Genomic DNA, 14,758 nt, shown 5'->3' on the forward strand with positions numbered 1-14,758 from the left:
GAGGAGAAAATACAGATGGGTGCCAATCCCGTATTGGGCGTGTTCTTCCACTGGCTGGGCGGTCTGGCCTCCGCCAGTTTCTATGTTCCCTACCGCGGCGTGCGCAACTGGTCCTGGCCCGTGTTCTGGCTGGTGGGCGGGGTGTTCAGCTGGATCCTGGCCCCCTGGCTGTTCGCGCTGATCAAGACGGAGAATCTGGGGGCCGTGTTGGCCGCCGCGCCCGCACGCACGCTGTTCCTGTGCTATCTCTTCGGCGCCCTATGGGGCCTGGGCGGCCTGACCTTCGGCCTCACCCTGCGCTATCTTGGCATGTCCTTGGGCATGGCGGTGGCGCTGGGACTGACCGCCGCCTTCGGCACCCTGATCCCGCCGCTGGTGAGCGGGGAGCTGATCACCCTGGCCGGGACCCGTCACGGCCTGGTCATCCTGGGCGGTGTCGCCCTGTGCCTGGTGGGCATCGCCATCGTCGGCTGGGCCGGTCGCCTGAAGGAGGGCGACGGGGTGGAACAGCAGGGCGTGGCCGAATTCGACTTCCGGCGCGGCATCCTGATCGCCCTCTTCTCCGGCATCATGAGCAGCTGCTTCGCCTACGGCCTGGCGGCGGGCGAACCCATCCGGCAGCTGACCCTGGCCCAGGGCACCGATACGCTATCCCAGGGCCTGCCGGTGCTGGTGGTGGTGCTGTCCGGCGGCTTCACCAGCAATTTCGTCTGGTGCCTGTACCTGATCCTGCGCGACGGCTGCCTGCCGGAGTTCACCGGCCGTCGAGGCCACACCACGGCGGCCCCGCCTCCCCTGCTGCGCAACTACGCCCTGTGCGCGGTGGCCGGCATCGCCTGGTATCTGCAGTTTTTCTTCTACACCATGGGTGAAAGCCAGATGGGCCGTTTCGGCTTCTCCAGCTGGACCCTGCACATGGCCAGCATCATCATCTTCGCCACCCTATGGGGCTTCATGCTGCAGGAATGGGCCGGCTCCAGCCGCCGTACCCGCGCCGTGCTGGGCTTGGGCATCGCCATGCTGGTGCTGTCCACCTGCATCATCGGCCTGGGTAACTATTTAGGATCGCTGTGACTCCCTGCCGGCCCCATCCCTGTGCGTGATGTAGAAGCCCCGTGTGGCGCGAGAAACGACTGGAAGGGGCGCAGGCGCGGATTGGGGGACGGCCTGATGGAGAGCGTTTTTTCCAGCCGATGAGCAGGGACATGGTGTACAGCGACCCATTTATGCAGGTTATCTGAACAGATTATCTTTACAGTTTACCTGTCTATCTGATAGATAACACAACATGAATGCCACGCCGAATGATCCTGGGCCTATGCGTACATCGGTCCTGGCGCAAGACCTCCGCGCCCTGATGGGAAAGCTAAAGCGGCGCTTGCGCGATCAAGCGCATGTCGGGGACCTCACACCCTCTCAGGTGTCGGTTCTGCTTCGCCTGGAGAAGGACGGCCCCGCCACGGCGTCAAGCCTTGCCCGCGCCGAAGGGATGCGGCCGCAATCGATGGCGCCGGTGCTGGGCGCGCTGGAAGCCGCTGGCCGCGTGAGCGGAGCGCCGGACCCGGCGGACGGAAGGCAGACCCTTTTCTCGCTCACGGATGCCTTTCGGAAGTCGATCAAAGAGGGCCGCGCCGCGCGCCAGGATTGGCTGACGCGCACACTACAGGCGCGGCTTTCACCACAGGAGCAGGACGAGGTCGCAAGGGCTGTCGAACTACTGAAGCGGCTCGTCGACGGCTGAAAGAGTTCCGCGGCCAACAGCTGCCACCTGCATCGGGACCTTCAAGAGGATATCTCCATGGCGCTGACGACGCTCGACCCGAACACCGCCCTGATAATCGTCGATCTTCAGAAGGGCATTGTCGGCCTCCCTCTCATCCACCCCATCGATGGCGTCATCGAACGGGCGCGTGCACTGGCCGACGCCTTCCGCGAGCGCGGCCTGCTGGTCGTGCTTGTCAACGTCGCCGGCGGGGCGCCGGGCCGAACGGAGCAGCCGTGTCAAACAGGAACCCGTACGGACGGATGGACTGATCTCATCCCGGAGCTGAACCAGCAAGCGGCCGACATCGTCGCGACGAAGCGGAGCTGGGGTGCCTTCGCGACCACCGATCTCGAAGCTCAATTGAAAGCGCGGGGCGTCACCCAGGTGGTGGTCGCGGGCGTGGCGACCGGAACCGGCGTCGAGGCGACGGCGCGTCAAGCCTACGAGGCGGGCTTCAACGTCACCCTCGCGCTCGACGCCATGACCGACATACGTCCCGAGGCGCACGAGTACAGCATCAAGAACATCTTCCCGCGGCTCGGCGAAACCGGCACCAGCCGGGAGATCATCGATCTCCTGCCGGCAAGGAGCTCTTGAAATGCCGTGGCTTGCGCTCGCGTCCTATTTCTTCGGCGGCGCCTTCCTGGCGAACGCGATCCCCCACGCTGTCAGCGGCATGATGGGCAGGCCGTTTCAGAGCCCATTCGCCAAGCCGTCCGGTCAAGGGCTCTCTTCGTCGACCGTCAACGTGCTATGGGGGTTCTTCAACCTGGCCGTCGCCTATGTACTGATCTGTCGCGTGGATGATTTCGGGTTGAAGGATACGACGGACGCCTTCGCCTTGGGGGCGGGCGCCTTCCTGATCGCGTTGTTTTCGGCATGGCATTTCGGCCGCTTCCATGGCGGAAATGGGGAGTGTCCATGAAGGCCCCCGCGTGGGGCGCCTTTCGATCGCTGCGCAGCTTCAGCTCGCCTGTGAGGCCACCATCTCGAAAAGCCGCCCGGCACGCTCAACGTCTTGCGTGCCGCGATCACATCGAAGGCGAGTCGCGAGTTCCTTCGTTATGGCACGAGAGGGTCACGTCGCTCGCCTGCTACACCGCGAGGGGACGCGCCCCTGGCTTTGGCCACGCGTGCGATCAATACAGCGACGACCCGCTTGGCGCCGTCCGTCAAACGCCGGCCAGCCGCGTGAAGTAGGGCAGCACCTGCGCATTGTCGAGGCCCAGCAGGGTGTCACCGACATACAGCTCCGTCACGCTCCAGCCCGGCACGTCGGCGGGGCGGATTTCCCCCGCCACCCAGCGGCCCTCGTCGCCGGCGATGGCGTCCCGCGTCTCCGCCACCTCCTCCGCCGGGCGGTCGAAGAAGATGTGCAGCATGTTGGTCTGCGGCACGGCGGGGTTCAGGCGGACACCGGGAATGCCGGCCAGGCCTGCCGCCAGATCCAGGGTGCGGCGGTAGCAGGCGTCCATCTGGGCCAGTCGCGTCTCGAACCGCATGGCGGCGGTGGCCACCATAGGGCTCTGCCGGACCAGAGTGCCGCCCAGGCGCCGCTGCCACAGCCGGGCGTTGGCGATGAAATCGGCATCACCGGCCAGCACGGCCCCGGCGACGCCGCCGATGCCCTTGTAGACCGAGACGTAGACCGAGGCGAAGCCGGCGGCGATCTCGGCATAGCTGCGGCCGTAATAGGCGCGGCTTTCCCACAGGCGGGCGCCATCCATGTGCAGCGGCAGCTGGCGCGATCGCGCCAACTCCTTCAGGGCCTGCAGCTCGTCCCAATCCGGCAGCTGGCCGCCGATCTCGCGCAAGGGCAGTTCCACCAGCAGGCAGGCCAACGGCTGGGACACGGCCGCCAGGTCGCGGGCCAGGATGGGCCGGCGGCGATCACCCACCGGCACGCCGTGGAAGTTGAACAGGGCCTGGTAAGCCTCTTCCTCATGCAGGGCGAGGTGGGAGGTGTGGGGCATGCCGAAGCGGGGCACGCCGCTGACCTCGGTCCACAGCCGCATGGCGATCAGCTGGGCCATGACGCCACTGGGCATGAAGGCGGCCGCCTCCTTGCCCAGCAGACCCGCCACCGTGCCCTCGAACGCCGTCAGCAGGTCGCCCTGGCCGTACTGATCATGGGTGACGCCGTTCGCGTCGCACCAGTCGGCCACCGCCCGGAACTCCTCTGCCGGGGTCAGGGCGCGGAATCCGGGGAAGACGACGGGGCAATCCAGGCGCAAACGCTGGCGGTGAGCGGCGAGAGTCCCGGCGGGGGCGGCAGGCATGGGCATACGATCCGGTTTTACGGGAGAACCCGCTGGGGGATGGCCATTAGGACGGAGGGCGCCACCCTGCGATGGCCCCTTCCCCGGCGCAACAGCCAAATCACATGCCCACATTTATGCCACAGCGCAGGCAGGGCAAGGCGTGACGGAACGGCGTGACAGCGCACCGGGGAAAGGGCAGCCTGTGCCGGGCCCAGTATGCGGGACCCAGCGGCGTTGACCCCGGGCTTGAGAGGAAACCACCCCATGACCGATCACATCCTGGTCCACCGCATCGCCATCTACGCCCACCACGGGCTGACGGCGGAAGAGGCCAAGCTGGGCCAGCGCTTCTATATCTCGCTGGACTGCACGCTGGACCTGTCGGTGGCGGGCAAGGCCGACGATTGGGATTTGAGCGTGTGTTATGCCAAGCTGACGGCGGCGACCACCCGCGTCGCCACCGCCCGGCGCTTCATGACCATCGAGGCGGTGGCGGAGGCGGTGGCCGGCACCCTGTTGGATGAATTCCCTCGCATCGACACCATCACGGTGCAGGTGGACAAGCCCTCCGCCCCCGTTCCCGCCATCATCGACGGCGTGTCGGTACGTATCAGCCGAGGGAGAGGATGATCCGCACCGGCATCATCCGCGCGCGAAGGGGCGGACCCGGCGATCCCGCCCTTTCCCTGGCCGCCCCCTTCCCTGACCATGGCGGCGTACAGGCTCAGGCGACGGCCTCCAGCCCTACGCGGCGCTCAGCCCGGCCGTGGACAGCCGCCATCGGCGCGGTGACGGCGGCGCCCCCCTGATAGCCACCGCACTGGCCCCAGCGGTGTACCTGTTGTTCCAACAGCGACAGGGCCAGCGTGGCAGCGTGGGGCAGTTGGCGTCCCAGGCGGGTCACCAGGTCGACGGTCGTGCTGTCGGTGTCGACGTCGCATAACGGCGTTGCCACCAGGCACCCATCCTCAAGATCGGCCAGAACGGCGGCCCGCGGCAGGATGGTGGCGGCCCGGCCGCTGAGCGCCAGTTCGCGCATGGTATGGACGGAATTGGTGGTGATGGTGGCGCGCAGCCAGACCTGGTGGCGCATTTCCGCCGCCGACAGCAGTTGGCGGATGCGGGTGTCACGCGGCGACAGGCACAGATCGTGGGCAGACAGATCCTGCAGGGTCACCGCCCCACGCTTGGCCACGGCGTGGTCGGGGCGGCTGACCACCATCAGCGGCTGGCGGGCGGAGGTGCGGACGCGCACCTTGGGATCGCTGGGAATCTGGGCACCGATGGCGATGTGTACCTCGTCATCCACCACCATGCGCACCAGCTCGGCCGTGGAGACGGTGTGCAGTGCCAACTCGACGCCGGGATAGCGGCTTTGGAAGGTCTCCAGCACGCCCTGCACGGCCTGGACGGTGCAGCCCTCGCCCACCGCCAGTTCCACCGTGCCCATACGCATGCCGCGCAAGGCCTCGAGCCGGGCGGTGAAGGCCTCACGGTCGGCCATCTGCGCCTGGTAGTAGTCGAACACCATTTGCCCAGCGGTGGTGAGCTTAACCGACCGGCGGCCGGTCTCCAGCAAGGGCATGCCCATCGCCGCCTCCAGCTGGGCGATCTGCCGGCTGACCGAGGACACCGCCACGTTCATCTTCTGGCTGGCCGCCCGCATCGACCCATGGATGGCGGTGGCGTAGAAGTATTTCATCGCAACGTCTGACATCTCGCGTCCCTCATCTCTGTTCCGGGCCGGCGGTCGGGGAACCGCGGGCCTCGGGTCTGGTGATCACAGGGGGGAATGCCAGAGGTCCGCGACGGACCCCAACCAGGCGGCGGCTTAGCCCCCATTCGCCTTGCAGTGTATGTGCGCCAACCGCATCACTATTGTCCGGACCTGCACCGATTTGGCGTTAAGCCTTGTTAAATGTTGCAGGGCGGCACTTTTTGCGGCGGCCAATATCGCTTCACATCCAGAGACTTAGAAGAATCGTGCGGCTTTTTGTCAATTAATTCTGGACAGATTAGTCCGGAATCACTATCTAGAAATCATGGCAAGACCCAAGGAATTTGACGGCGAGGCGGCGTTGGGCGCCGCCATCGCCCTTTTCTCCCAACACGGCTTCGAGGGCACCTCGACCGAGGCGTTGCTGCGCGCCATGAAGATCAGCCGGCAGAGCCTGTACGACACCTTCGGCGACAAGCGGCAGCTCTATCTCGCGGCCCTGCGCCGCTACAACCAGGAGAACGTGGCCGATTTCGTCCGCGCCATGATGGCGGCGCCCACGCCCCTGACGGGGGTGGAATACGCCTTCATGGCCTTCATCGCCAAGGCGGTGGCGTCCGACCATCCCAGCTGCCTAGGCGTCAGCGCCATTTGCGAGTTCGGCCGGGCGGACGCGGAGATCGCGTCCATCGGCGACGCCTCGGCCCACACCCTGGCCCAAGCCTTGAAAACCCAGCTGACCGCCGCCCGGGCGGCGGGCGAAATGGGAACGGACGTGGACGTTCCCACGGCCGCCGCCTTCCTGGGCGCCACCCTGGCCGGGCTGAAGGTGTCGGCCCGGGCCGGCGCGGACGCCGACACGCTGCGGCGCGTGGCCCGCCTGGCGCTGAAGAGCCTGAAGTGATCCCTTCCCATCTTTAGGCACCACAAGGCCTCAAGGATCGGGCTTAGCCTGATTTTGGACTGTTACATCTGTAACGATATGGAGATAGACATCATGACCCTTCCCTTCGGCGGGAAGATCGCCCTGGTCACCGGCGGCTCCCGCGGCATCGGCGCCGCCATCGTCCGCCGCTTGGCCCATGACGGCGCCACCGTGGCCTTCACCTACGCTTCGTCGGAGGCGCCGGCCGCCGCCTTGGTGGACCAGATCAAGTCGGCGGGCGGCCGGGCCCTGGCCATCCGCGCCGACAGCGCCGACGTGGTCGCCCTGCGCCAGGCGGTGGATGAGGTGGCGCAGTTGCATGGCCGGCTGGACATCCTGGTCAACAACGCCGGCCTGCTAACCCATGGCCTGGTGGACGATTACCCGCTGGAGACCTTCGACCGCATGGTAGCGGTCAATGTCCGCGCCGCCTTCGCGGCGGTGCAGGCTGCCCTGCCCCACATGGGCATGGGCGGGCGCGTCATCACGACCGGCAGCGTGGCGGCCAACCGCACCGCCTTTCCCGGCGCATCGGTCTACAGCATGACCAAGGGGGCAGTGGCGGCGATGACGCGGGGCATGGCCATCGACCTGGCCCCCCGAGACATCACCGTGAACGCCATCCAACCGGGCCCCACCGCCACCGACATGGTGCCCACCGACCCGGCCGTGTTGACCCGCCTGATGACGCTGATGCCCATCGGCCGCCTGGGCAAGGATAGCGAGATCGCCAGCCTTGTGGCCTATCTGGCGGGGCCGGAGGCGGGCTTCATCACCGGCGCCTGCCTGACCATCGATGGCGGCTACACCGCCTGATGCGGTTGGCGCAACAACGGCAGGGCGGGTTGTGAATGAAACCCGCCCCTGCTTACGGGCCAAATCCGACGCGTGAGCACCGGGGTTCCCACCCGGGGCTTCCCCCACGCCTTCATGGAGCCCGCACCCATGTCCGACACATTCGAGTCCGGTGGCCCGTCCAAGCCCCACATGACGCATGCCACCGGCGCGCCGGTGGTGGACAACGTGAACATCCAGACCGCCGGACCGCGCGGTCCCGCCCTGCTGCAGGACATCTGGCTGATCGAAAAGCTGGCCCACTTCGACCGTGAGGTCATTCCCGAGCGGCGCATGCACGCGAAGGGGTCGGGCGCTCACGGCACCTTCACCGTCACGCAGGACGTCAGCCGCTATACCAAGGCCAAGATCTTCTCCGAGGTGGGCAAGCAGACGCCCCTGTTCGTCCGCTTCTCCACCGTAGCCGGCGAGCGCGGAGCAGCGGACGCGGAACGCGACATCCGCGGCTTCGCAGTGAAGTTCTATACCGAGGAAGGCAACTGGGACATCGTGGGCAACAACACGCCCGTGTTCTTCTTCCGCGACCCCCTGCGCTTCCCCGACCTGAACCACGCCGTGAAGCGGGACCCGCGCACCGGCATGCGCAGCGCCAACAACAACTGGGACTTCTGGACCCTGCTGCCCGAGGCGCTGCACCAGGTCACCATCGTCATGAGCGAGCGCGGCATTCCCCGCAGCTATCGCCACATGCACGGCTTCGGCAGCCACACCTTCAGCCTGATCAATGCCGCCAATGAGCGGCACTGGGTGAAGTTCCACTTCACCTGCCAGCAGGGCATCGAGAACCTGACGGACGGCGAGTCCGAGGCCGTCATCGGCAAGGACCGCGAAAGCCACCAACGCGACCTGTTCGGCGCCATCGAGGCCGGCGACTTCCCGCGCTGGACCCTGTCCATCCAGGTCATGACCGAGGCCCAGGCCAAGGCGCACAAGCACAATCCCTTCGACCTGACCAAGACCTGGCCCAAGGCGGACTTCCCCTTGATCGAAGTCGGGGTGATGGAGTTGAACCGCAACCCGGACAACGTCTTCGCCGAGGTGGAGCAGGCGGCCTTCTCTCCCGCCAACATCGTGCCCGGCATCGGCTTCTCCCCGGACAAGATGCTGCAGGCCCGGCTGTTCTCCTACGGCGACGCGCAGCGCTATCGCCTGGGGGTGAACTTCAACCACATCCCGGTGAACGCGCCCAAGTGCCCATTCCACAGCTATCACCGCGACGGCGCCATGCGCACGGACGGCAACCAGGGCGGCACGTTGCACTATTACCCCAACAGTTATGGCGAGTGGCCCGACCACCCCGACTTCGCCGAGCCGCCCCTGCCGCTGGAAGGGACGGCCACCCATTGGGACCATCGCGTGGACGACGACCATTGGGAGCAGCCGGGCATCCTGTTCCGCAAGATGAGCCAGGCGCAACAGAAGCTGCTGTTCGAGAACACCGCCCGCTCCCTGAGCGGGGCGGAGGCGGCGATCCAGGAGCGCCACATCGCCAACTGCACCAAGGCCGACCCGGCCTATGGCGAGGGTGTAGCCCAAGCTCTGCTGGCCCTGGCGGTGGCCACCGCGCGCTGACCCGCGTGACACAGGCGCCGGCGGGTCCTCCCACCCCGCCGGTGCCGGCCGAGGGGCGGTCCTCCAAGGAGCGGGAGGGCCGCCCCTTTTTCTTGCGCTGTAGGCAATGGTCTTTGGAATGGCAGGCGCATGAGCGCGTTATTAAGCCCCGTTTCCTAAAGCGGGACGGAGTGACAGGATGGCCGTCCCTTCAGCCCACCCCAGGAAGCTCATGCGTACCTTGCTTGCCACCCTTTTCATGAGCGGCCTTCTCCTGTCCGGCGCCGCATCCGGCGCGGATCTTGCCCCCGACGTGACCGCCAAGATCGACGCGACAGTGACACAGGCGCTGGCGGATAGCGGCACGCCGGGCGCCTCCATCGCCGTGGTACGCGACGGGGCCATCGCCTACGTCCACGCTTATGGCCAGGCGCGGCGGGAGTCGGCGGGAGCGGCGACACCGGCGCAGCGCTTCGCCATCGGCTCCGTCTCCAAGCAGTTCACGGCCGCCGCGGTGATGCTGCTGGTGGAGGACGGCGTGCTGTCGCTGGACGACACGGTGGGCAAGTTCATCCCCAACCTGACCGATGGGGACCGCATCACCATCCGCCAGGTACTGAGCCATACGGCGGGCTACCGTGATTTCTGGCCGCAGGACTACGTCCCAGCCATGATGGAAAAGCCCATCACAGCCGACGGCATCTTCGACCGCTGGGCCCGAGTGCCGCTGGATTTCCAGCCGGGCGAGGCCTGGCAGTATTCCAACACCGGCTTCACCATCGCCGCGCGCATCGTGGAAAAGGCCTCTGGCCAGCCTTTCTTCACCTTCCTCACCAACCGAGTGCTGAAGCCCCTGGGCCTGGACGCCGCCGACATCGACAAGGGCCCGCTGGGACCCAAGGACGCCGCCGGCTACACCCGCTATGCCCTGGGCCAGCCGCGCCCCGCCCCGAAGGAGGCGCCGGGCTGGCTGGTGGGCGCCGCCCAATTGGCCCTGACGCCGCAGGATTTGGCCCGCTGGGACATCGCGCTGATGGGACAGAAATTGCTGAAGCCGGAAAGCTGGCGCGCCATGGAGACCAGCGTGCGCCTGAACAACGGCCAGGACGCGCGCTATGGCTTGGGCCTGACGGTCACCAGCGACGGCGCCGCCCGCCTGCTGCGCCACGGCGGCGAGGTCTCGGGCTTCCTAGCGGAAAACCGGGTGTGGCCGGACCTGGGCATGGCCATCGTCGTGCTGGTCAACAGCGACTATGGCGACCCGGCCGGCATCGCCCAGAAGATCAGCGCCCTGTTGCCGCTGGCGACCCAACCCAGCGCTGAGGAAACCGCAACCGCGCGCGCCTTCCTGGAGGGCCTGGCCCATGGCCACGCCGACGCCGCCCACCTGACCGCCAATGGCGCTGCCTATTTCAGCCCGGCGGCGCTGGCGGACTATGCCGCGACCTTAGGCCCGTTGGGCGCGGTAACGGATCTGAAGCCCATGGCCCGGCGCCTGCGCGGCGGCTTCACCGAGGAGATCTACCAGGCCCGCTACGCCAGCCGCGGCGTGCGCATCGTCGCCCGGGCGGACGCGGGGCGGTATGAACAGTTCCTCGTCTACGTCGACTGACTACCAATCTTGATAGCCACGAAAAATGACGCCATATTGCGTCATATATGGTGGCTATGAGGATCGCGGCCATGTCCCTCACCCAATACGCGGACCACGGGCTGTTCGCACCGGCCAAGATCGCCGACAGCCTGCGCACCACCAGCGAGGAGATTGCCCGGTCAGCCGGCTTGGGCCGTGACGCCATCCAGCGTAAGGATCGCCTGCGGTCCGCCAAGACCCAACGGCGGCTGCGGGAAATGGTGGAGGTCATCAACAAGGTCGAGCCACGTTTCGGCTCGGCCCTGATCGCCTACGCCTGGTACCGCTCCGAACCTCTGCCGGGCTTCGCCGGTCAAACGGCAATGCAGCTGGTGCGCGACGGCCGGGCCGATGACGTGCTGGACTATATCGACGCCGTCGACGCCGGCATCCACGCCTAGCCCCGCCCATGGGGTATCGGGGCCTGCTCTATCGTGCGCTGAATCCGGTGTATGCCCGGGAGCCGCTGTCCGGGCGGGGGGCGGAGCTTCATGGTGGCCGCTTCAACGCCAAGGGCACACCGGCACTCTATTGCTCCCTCTCCATCATGACGGCGGTGCGGGAGGCCAACCAGGTAGGCACCCTGCAACCCACCACCCTCGTCTCCTATGACGCGGACATCGCCGCCGTCTTCGACACCCGCGATACCGCCGCGCTGGCCTCCGAAGACATGGATGCCGACAGCCTGGCCGACCCGGCTTGGCGCGAGCGGATGCGCCAGACAGGGGTGGCCCCCACCCAGGCCTTCGCCCGGCGCCTGATCGCGCAAGGCTTCCACGGCCTGCTGGTCCGCAGCTACGCCCGTGGCGCCAGAGAGATGGACCTGAACTTGGTGCTCTGGCGATGGGGTTCCGCAGCCCCGTGCCGGCTGACTCTCATCGACGACGAACAACGGCTTGCCCGCTGACGGATCATCAGCCCACCAGCCCGTTCAGCTTGGCGTACTGCAGCAGCATGATGGTCTTGGCATCCACGATGCGGCCGTCGCCCACCATGGCCAGCGCCTCATCCAGGGTGGGCTCCAGCACCTCGATGTCCTCGCCCTCCGCCACCAGGCCACCGCCGGCGCCGACACGGTCGGCGGCGCTGTAGGGGGCCACGAAGAAGGTCAGGCGTTCGGTGACGGAGCCAGGGCTCATGAAGGACTCGAACACCTTGCGCGCCTCACCGATGCGGCAGCCGGCCTCTTCCTCCGCCTCGCGGCGGATGGTTTCCTCCGGCGAGGTGTCGTCCAGCAGGCCGGCCACCGCCTCGATCATGGGGGTCGTGTAGCCGGCGACGTAAGCGGCATAGCGGAACTGGCGGATCAGCAGCACGGTGCCGCGCACCGGGTCATAGGGCAGGATGACGGCGCCGTGTCCCCGGTCATAAACCTCGCGCGTCATGGTCTGCCAGTCACCGTCGCGACGGTGATAGTCGAAGGTGACGCTGCGCAGTTCGGACCAGCCCTTGGACAGGAGACGGTCCTCACGAACGCGAATGCGGTCTTTCATGGGGATACGCTTTCGTATGGGTGCGGCAGGGCGCTGGCTTGATACGGCAACCATTCTGTCCCAAGACCGGTTCCGCCCGCATCCCCCCGGGCGCGAACCCCACCTGCGCCCCACGCGCAGGGCTAGCCGCCGCACACCCCGGCCATGGCGCGGTCCAGCGCGATGGCGTCCAGCGTGCCCGCCGGCAGTTGGCGACGATAGAGATAATCGTTCACCGCCGCCGCCACCTCCGCCCGGCACGTCTTCCGCGCGCGCAAGGGGGCCACGCCCGGCAGGGCGGCCATCAGCGCCTTCTGCGCCGTGTCCAGCTGCGGACGCACATCGCGCACCAGATCGACGGGCGCATGGTCCGGCGCCGCCCCGCTTCGCGCCCAGTCCGCAATCAAGCCGTATTGCACCAGCTTGTTGGCCTCAATCTGCGCGCGGAAAACGCTGGCCACCCAGATGCGCTCCAGCCCCTGGCCTTCGCCCTGGGAGACGGCGCTCATGATCACCACCGCCTCGCGTCCGCCGTCTTCCACCGCGGCACCACTGTCCCACTTGGACAATGCCACCTGATGGGCCAATGCCAGGCGATCGGCCGAGGCTTCGACCACGGCCCGCAGGCTGTCAGCCGTGTCCGCCGGCGGAGCGGCCCTGCCCGGGGAAGCCATGCCGATGACGGCCATACCCAGGGCGACACAGGCCAGGAGACACCAGCGAACCATCAGCGACCATCCGTTCCGGTGAAGCGACGATCCATGCGGAGCGGGATTCCATCAAGGCGGCGGTCGTTGGACGCGACGGTCATGGTTCCCCTTTCAAGGCTTGGTCTGGCTTTCCCGCCTCAGACTGGCGTGCGGACGGGTGTGGAGACAAGCGGAATCCCCAGCCTTCGGGATGGCCGCAAAATTTTCCACCCATCGGGCCAGCTGTCGATTCCGCCCTGTGTCGCACGTCCCTTGGATCCCCGTGCAGCCCGGTCCGGCGGGAGGAATCGCAGGCATGAAGGGCTGGAACCTTTCCCACGGTCCTTCGTTCCCCGGCAGGCGTCGCCCGCAAGCTTGGGTCCCGAAGGCTAGGGTCCCGAAGGCTAGGGTGACGAACGAGCATCGACTGGGAGGGATAAGATCATGGACGGTATTGTGATTGCCCGGCACAGCTGGATCGTGACATGCGACGGCGCCAAGATGCTGGTCCTGCGCAACGATGGCGACGCCCAAGCCCTGAACCTGACCGTCCAGCACACGGAAACGCGGCCGACCACCCCCACCCGCGAGTTGGGCACCGACCAGCCCGGGCGCTTCGGCATGGGCACCGTGCGCAGCGCCACGGAGGAAACCGACTGGCAGGAACAGGCGGAGGCGGAATTCCTGGCCCACGTGGCGCGGCATCTGGACACCATGGTGCAGGCCGGCACGGTCGGCCGCATGGTGCTGGCCGCCCCGCCGCGCGCCCTGGGTATCCTGCGCAAGCATCTGACCCCGGCGACCCGTGACGTCATCGTGGCGGAGGTCGCCAAGGACCTGACCAACCTGCCCGTGCCGGACATCCAGCAATTGCTGGCCGCCTGACCACGGGGCCGGCAACTGCCATCGTTGTCAGACGGCCCCGCCCTTGGCAGGATGCCTGCCTCAAAGGCGGGAGGCAGGCATGAAGCGCGTCGGAGCGGTGGAACTGGGCGGCACCAAGGCCGTCGTGGGCGCGGCCGTCATGGAAGGGACAGGGCGGCCTCAGTCCATCGAGACCGTCCGCATCCCCACCACCACGCCGGAGGAGACGCTGGGGCGCTGCATCGAGACGCTGCGCGAGCTGGGCAGGCGCATAGGCGGCCTGGACGCCGTGGGTGTCGCCAGCTTTGGCCCCCTGCAATTGGACCCCCACCGCCCGGAATACGGCAGCATTACCCGAACGCCTAAGCCGGGGTGGTCCGCCGCGCCGGTGCGTGATCGTTTTGCCAATGCCCTGGATGTTCCCGTCGCCATCGACACCGACGTCAACGGCGGCGCCCTGGGCGAAGGCCGCTGGGGTGCTGCCCAGGGCCTGGACAGCCATATCTACGTGACCGTGGGCACGGGCATCGGTGTGGGCGTGGTGGTGGGTGGCCGGCCGCAGCACGGTCTGGTGCATCCCGAGGGCGGCCACCTACTGGTGCGCCGCGACCCGGCCCGCGACCCCTATGCTGGCCATTGCCCCTATCACGGCGATTGCCTGGAGGGCCTGGCCTGCGGCCCCGCCATCGAGGCGCGCGTGGGCCGGCCGGCCACGGAGCTGGCCGACGACCACCCCGTGTGGGACTTGGTGGGCGACTATCTGGGGCAGATGGCGGCCAACCTGCTGTTCGCCCTGTCGCCCCAGCGCATCGTCATCGGCGGCGGCGTGGGTGGACGTCCCGGCCTGCTGGACCGCGTCCGCCACCATGCCGAACGCCGCATCGGCGGCTACATCGACCACCCCGCCCTGGCTGATGGTTTGGCCGGCTTCATCGTGCCGCCGGGCCTGGGCGTGGAGGCGGGTCTGGCCGGCGCCTTGGCCCTGGGGTGGGACGCGCCATGACCGTCGGCAATCCAGACCCGCTG

The 14,758-nt window shown here is 67.4% G+C and carries 17 protein-coding genes; 13 read left to right on the forward strand and 4 right to left on the reverse strand.

The genetic code is table 11. From position 1 onward, the window contains the following. The first annotated feature begins 15 nt into the window (after positions 1-15). From rhaT to FBZ87_RS23920, 4 genes are all read left to right on the forward strand, one after another. Positions 16-1,074 carry an L-rhamnose/proton symporter RhaT gene (gene rhaT / locus FBZ87_RS23905; protein ID WP_145613108.1) on the forward strand — a complete coding sequence of 353 codons (1,059 nt, stop codon included), beginning with the start codon at positions 16-18 and terminating at the stop codon, positions 1,072-1,074. 244 nt (positions 1,075-1,318) lie between these two features. Further along, complete coding sequence (locus FBZ87_RS23910) at positions 1,319-1,741, forward strand: MarR family winged helix-turn-helix transcriptional regulator (protein WP_246134565.1); 423 nt, start codon at positions 1,319-1,321, stop codon at positions 1,739-1,741. A gap of 57 nt (positions 1,742-1,798) precedes the next feature. Next, entirely contained in the window at positions 1,799-2,362 is a 564-nt protein-coding gene (locus FBZ87_RS23915; RefSeq protein WP_145613110.1) for an isochorismatase family protein, read from the forward strand. Between the two features lies 1 nt (position 2,363). Then, a complete protein-coding gene (locus FBZ87_RS23920) occupies positions 2,364-2,690 on the forward strand; it encodes a hypothetical protein (RefSeq protein WP_145613111.1) in 327 nt (108 codons plus the stop codon). A 247-nt stretch (positions 2,691-2,937) separates the two neighbouring features. Here the strand turns inward: FBZ87_RS23920 and FBZ87_RS23925 are convergent, their stop codons facing one another. Continuing rightward, the gene (locus tag FBZ87_RS23925; protein ID WP_145613112.1) at positions 2,938-4,044 is read right to left on the reverse strand and encodes a threonine aldolase family protein; all 1,107 of its coding nucleotides are present in this window, start codon (positions 4,042-4,044) and stop codon (positions 2,938-2,940) included. Positions 4,045-4,290: 246 nt separating this feature from the next. Between FBZ87_RS23925 and folB the strand changes: the two genes are divergently transcribed. Further along, positions 4,291-4,656 (forward strand): dihydroneopterin aldolase, encoded by a 366-nt coding sequence (folB, locus tag FBZ87_RS23930; RefSeq protein WP_145613113.1) that lies wholly within the window; start codon positions 4,291-4,293, stop codon positions 4,654-4,656. A gap of 94 nt (positions 4,657-4,750) precedes the next feature. Here folB and FBZ87_RS23935 read toward each other — a convergent pair whose 3' ends face one another. Beyond that, positions 4,751-5,743, reverse strand: coding sequence for a LysR family transcriptional regulator (locus tag FBZ87_RS23935; RefSeq protein ID WP_145613114.1), 993 nt, complete (start codon positions 5,741-5,743; stop codon positions 4,751-4,753). Between the two features lie 325 nt (positions 5,744-6,068). Between FBZ87_RS23935 and FBZ87_RS23940 the strand changes: the two genes are divergently transcribed. The 6 genes from FBZ87_RS23940 to FBZ87_RS23965 all read left to right on the forward strand — a co-directional run bounded on the left by FBZ87_RS23940 (position 6,069) and on the right by FBZ87_RS23965 (position 11,614). Continuing rightward, positions 6,069-6,647 (forward strand): TetR/AcrR family transcriptional regulator, encoded by a 579-nt coding sequence (locus tag FBZ87_RS23940; protein ID WP_145613115.1) that lies wholly within the window; start codon positions 6,069-6,071, stop codon positions 6,645-6,647. Between the two features lie 93 nt (positions 6,648-6,740). Next, the gene (locus tag FBZ87_RS23945) at positions 6,741-7,484 is read left to right on the forward strand and encodes a 3-oxoacyl-ACP reductase family protein (RefSeq protein WP_145613116.1); all 744 of its coding nucleotides are present in this window, start codon (positions 6,741-6,743) and stop codon (positions 7,482-7,484) included. A 129-nt stretch (positions 7,485-7,613) separates the two neighbouring features. Next, positions 7,614-9,095, forward strand: coding sequence for a catalase (locus tag FBZ87_RS23950; RefSeq protein ID WP_186454953.1), 1,482 nt, complete (start codon positions 7,614-7,616; stop codon positions 9,093-9,095). A 211-nt stretch (positions 9,096-9,306) separates the two neighbouring features. Next, positions 9,307-10,686, forward strand: coding sequence for a serine hydrolase domain-containing protein (locus tag FBZ87_RS23955; RefSeq protein WP_186454954.1), 1,380 nt, complete (start codon positions 9,307-9,309; stop codon positions 10,684-10,686). 71 nt (positions 10,687-10,757) lie between these two features. After that, complete coding sequence (locus FBZ87_RS23960) at positions 10,758-11,108, forward strand: MbcA/ParS/Xre antitoxin family protein (RefSeq protein ID WP_145613118.1); 351 nt, start codon at positions 10,758-10,760, stop codon at positions 11,106-11,108. Between the two features lie 8 nt (positions 11,109-11,116). Then, a complete protein-coding gene (locus tag FBZ87_RS23965) occupies positions 11,117-11,614 on the forward strand; it encodes an RES family NAD+ phosphorylase (protein WP_145613119.1) in 498 nt (165 codons plus the stop codon). Positions 11,615-11,621: 7 nt separating this feature from the next. Here the strand turns inward: FBZ87_RS23965 and FBZ87_RS23970 are convergent, their stop codons facing one another. Both FBZ87_RS23970 and FBZ87_RS23975 read right to left on the reverse strand, forming a co-directional pair. Beyond that, on the reverse strand, positions 11,622-12,200 hold the full coding sequence (locus tag FBZ87_RS23970) for an NUDIX domain-containing protein (RefSeq protein WP_145613120.1): 579 nt from the start codon (positions 12,198-12,200) through the stop codon (positions 11,622-11,624). Positions 12,201-12,322: 122 nt separating this feature from the next. Further along, on the reverse strand, positions 12,323-12,907 hold the full coding sequence (locus FBZ87_RS23975) for a chorismate mutase (RefSeq protein WP_145613121.1): 585 nt from the start codon (positions 12,905-12,907) through the stop codon (positions 12,323-12,325). Between the two features lie 405 nt (positions 12,908-13,312). Between FBZ87_RS23975 and FBZ87_RS23980 the strand changes: the two genes are divergently transcribed. Next, positions 13,313-13,753 carry a baeRF12 domain-containing protein gene (locus FBZ87_RS23980; protein WP_145613122.1) on the forward strand — a complete coding sequence of 147 codons (441 nt, stop codon included), beginning with the start codon at positions 13,313-13,315 and terminating at the stop codon, positions 13,751-13,753. A gap of 79 nt (positions 13,754-13,832) precedes the next feature. Continuing rightward, positions 13,833-14,735, forward strand: a complete 903-nt coding sequence (locus tag FBZ87_RS23985; RefSeq protein ID WP_145613123.1) for an ROK family protein — start codon at positions 13,833-13,835, stop codon at positions 14,733-14,735. Positions 14,736-14,758: the final 23 nt, after the last annotated feature.

It is taken from the genome of Nitrospirillum amazonense (genome assembly GCF_007828035.1).
Classification (GTDB): Bacteria; Pseudomonadota; Alphaproteobacteria; order Azospirillales; family Azospirillaceae; genus Nitrospirillum; species Nitrospirillum amazonense.